This window comes from Paenarthrobacter sp. CM16 (assembly GCF_013179505.1).
Lineage (GTDB): Bacteria > Actinomycetota > Actinomycetes > Actinomycetales > Micrococcaceae > Arthrobacter.
Window position 1 is genome coordinate 1 of the sequence record NZ_JABMCX010000379.1, and the last position, 3,727, is coordinate 3,727.

Annotated in this window: 1 protein-coding gene and 1 pseudogene; both read left to right on the top strand. The window is 65.8% G+C overall.

The features are described 5' to 3' along the window. Window positions 1–100, top strand: a pseudogene (locus HP499_RS25325) (urea carboxylase); the annotation flags it as partial. After that, window positions 97–3,727, top strand: a 3,631-nt coding sequence (gene uca / locus HP499_RS22035) for an urea carboxylase (RefSeq protein ID WP_172326232.1), incomplete at its 3' end; no start/stop codon positions are given. The pseudogene HP499_RS25325 and the gene uca, both read left to right, overlap by 4 nt.

Genomic DNA, 3,727 nt, shown 5'->3' on the forward strand with positions numbered 1-3,727 from the left:
GGTGCTGGTGTCCAACTGCCCCCAAATCAACAACCCCTGCAACGGCTTCAACCCCACGCCGGTGCGCATGATCGTCACACGTCCGGAGGCCCGCGCATGAGCCGTTTCGATACCCTTCTTATTGCCAACCGTGGCGAGATCGCCTGCCGGATCATCGAGTCCGCCCGGAAAGCGGGGCTGCGCACTGTGGCCGTCTTCTCCGAAGCTGACCGAGGCGCAAAGCATGTGAAGCTCGCCGACGAGGCAGTCCTGCTGGGACCAGCTCCGGCCAAGGACTCGTATCTCAAGGTGGACGCCATCCTCAAGGCCGCAGCAGCCACCGGGGCAGGCGCCATCCATCCCGGCTACGGATTCCTGTCCGAAGACGCTGCGTTCGCGCAAGCCGTGGAAGCGGCAGGGCTGGTGTTCGTGGGACCCACCCCCGAGCAACTGCGGATCTTCGGCACCAAGCACACCGCCCGCGACGCTGCGCAACGGGCCGGCGTTCCCATGATCGCCGGGTCCGGCCTGCTGGCAGACCTGCACGAAGCCGTCGCAGCAGCGGAAACCATCGGCTACCCCCTCATGCTCAAGGCCACGGGCGGCGGAGGCGGCATTGGCATGGCCGTGTGCCGTGATGACGCCGAACTTCGTGACAACTACTCACGTGTGGCCCGCCTGGCCAGCTCCAGCTTTGGAACGGCAGGCGTCTTTGCCGAACGCTACATCGAGCACGCGCGACACGTCGAAGTCCAGGTATTCGGCGACGGCGAGGGCAGGGTAGTAAGCCTCGGTGACCGTGATTGCTCACTGCAGCGCCGCCACCAGAAGGTGCTCGAAGAAGCACCCGCACCAGACTTGCCGGAAGCCCTGCGCGAGGAACTGCACCGAAGCTCCCGCGCCTTGTGCGCCTCCGTGGGCTACCGTTCTGCAGGCACAGTGGAGTTTGTTTACGATCCCGTCCGCCAGGAAGCCTCTTTCCTGGAAGTCAACGCACGCTTGCAGGTGGAGCACCCGGTCACCGAAGCCATCACGGGTGTGGACCTGGTGCAGTGGATGCTGGACCTCGCACAGCAAGAGCCAGTGCTCCAGGGAGTGCCGGACAGTGTGCCCGTTTCAGGACACGCTGTGGAAGCCCGTATCTATGCGGAAGACCCGGCCCGGAATTTCCAGCCCAGCGCCGGGACCGTCACCAACGCGCAATACCCAAGCTCCGACGTCGTACGCATTGACGCCTGGGTGGAGACCGGCAGCGAAGTCTCCACCAGTTACGATCCCCTGCTGGGCAAGATCATTACTTCCGGGGCAACCCGTGACGCCGCCTTCGACGCCCTGGCTGATGCGCTGGCAGGAACACGTATTGATGGCATCGAAACCAATCTGGGCATGCTGCGGGCCGTGGCCGGGATGGGCGTGGTCCGCGACGCGAAGCATTCAACCGGGACCCTGAACACCGTGGGCGATCCCGAGCCGCGGATCACTGTTGAACGGCCGGGGCTCCAGACCAGCGTGCAGGACTGGCCCGGCAGGACCGGGCTGTGGCAGATCGGCGTGCCGCCCAGTGGACCCATGGATGATTTGTCGTTCCGGCTGGGCAACACCGCGCTGGGCAACCCCGAAGGTGTCCCCGGCCTGGAATTCACCATGGCGGGTCCGGCGCTCCGCTTCACGCACGCAACCACGGTGTGCGTCACCGGTGCGGACGTCACCGTGACCGTCAACGGCAATCCGGCCAGCACCTGGGAACCCATCACGGTCCCGGAGAATGGCCTCCTGGACGTCGGCTCCGCTGACGGATCGGGGCTGAGGGGTTACATCCTCTTCGAAGGCGGGCTGGACGTTCCCCAGTACCTCGGCAGCGCATCGACCTTCACGCTGGGCCAGTTTGGCGGCCACGGCGGCAGGGTGCTTCGCGCCAGTGATGTCCTCCGCACAGTGGCCGGACACCTGCCTGAGACAGTCCCCGGTCCTGTTCCCGCGGAAAGCCGCCCCGTGCTCACCACCGAATGGCAGCTGAAAGTGGTGGAAGGTCCCCACGGTGCGCCTGAATTCTTCCAACGTGAAGACATTGAAGAGCTCTATGCCGCCGAATACGAGGTCCACTTCAACTCGGCGCGCACGGGCGTCCGCCTGATCGGACCCAAACCTCGCTGGGCCCGCAACGATGGCGGCGAAGCCGGACTGCACCCCTCCAACATCCACGACACCGCCTATTCGGTAGGTGCCCTGGACTTCACCGGCGATACCCCCATTCTCCTGGGCCCGGATGGCCCCAGCCTGGGCGGTTTCGTCTGCCCCGTCACTGTGGTGACCGGCGAGCGCTGGAAGCTGGGGCAGCTGCGTCCCGGGGACAAGGTCAGGTTGGTGCCAATCCGCTCGGTGGAGGCGCCGTCGGTCAAGGAACTGGGCGCTGCGAGGCAGCTGATTCTGCCAGGCGCCGCCGGGCTGCTCCGCGGTGACGGCGACGACGGCGTGCTAGGCCGGGTGCCCGAAGGCGACGGCCGGCCTGCGGTCACCTATCGCCGCTCCGGTGATGACAACCTTTTGGTGGAGTATGGCGACATGGTGCTGGACCTTGGCCTGCGTGCCCGCGTCCACGCGTTGCACCAGGAACTCGAGCGCCTCCGCGTGCCGGGCATTGTGGATCTGACCCCGGGCATCCGTTCCCTGCAGATCAAGGCTGATCCGTCCGTCCTTCCCACGTCCAAACTCCTGGGCCTGGTGCGTGAGGTGGACGCATGCCTCCCCGCAAGCTCGGAGCTGGTGGTGCCCAGCCGCAGCGTCCGCCTCCCCTTGTCATGGGATGACCCCGCCACCCGCGAAGCAATCGAGCGGTACATGGCCGGTGTCCGCGATGATGCCCCGTGGTGCCCATGGAACATCGAGTTCATCCGCAGGATCAACGGCCTGGACTCGGTGAACGAGGTTTTCGATACCGTCTTCAACGCCGAATACCTCGTGTTGGGACTGGGCGACGTATATCTCGGAGCACCGGTGGCAACACCCCTGGATCCGCGGCACAGGCTGGTCACTACCAAGTACAACCCCGCCCGCACCTGGACTCCTGAGAATGCCGTGGGCATCGGCGGGGCCTACATGTGCATCTACGGCATGGAAGGCCCCGGCGGCTACCAGTTTGTGGGCAGGACAACCCAGGTTTGGTCCCGCTACGCGGATGCCTCACCGTTTGAGCCGGGCTCCCCGTGGTTGCTCCGGTTCTTCGACCGCATTTCCTGGTACCCCGTCAGCCCCGAGGAACTGCTGGACCTTCGTGCGGACATGGCCGCCGGCCGCGGCCGTGGCGTGGAGATTGAGGACGGCACTTTCTCCCTTGCCGAGCATGAGGAATTCCTGGACCGCAACAGCGTGTCCATTGCGGAGTTCCGTGAGACCCAGTCGGCCGCTTTCGCTGTGGAGCGCCAAGCGTGGGAGGAAGCCGGTGAGTTTGACCGTGCCGAACAGGCTGTTTCCCTCGCTCCGCCGGCGGACGACGTCGTTGTGCCCGACGGCGGCACCCTGGTGACCTCTCCGTTCGCCGCGAGCGTGTGGAAAGTGGATGTGGAACCCGGCGACCTGGTGGTGGCGGGCCAGCCCTTGGTTTCCCTTGAGGCGATGAAAATGGAGACGGTCATCCAGGCTCCCGTGGACGGCGTCGTGCATCGCGTCCTGCCCTCGGCCGGCGCGCAGGTAGTGGCCGGCGAAGCCTTGGTGGTCCTGGAGCCTGCAGAGGTCCGGGAACCAGCCCTCG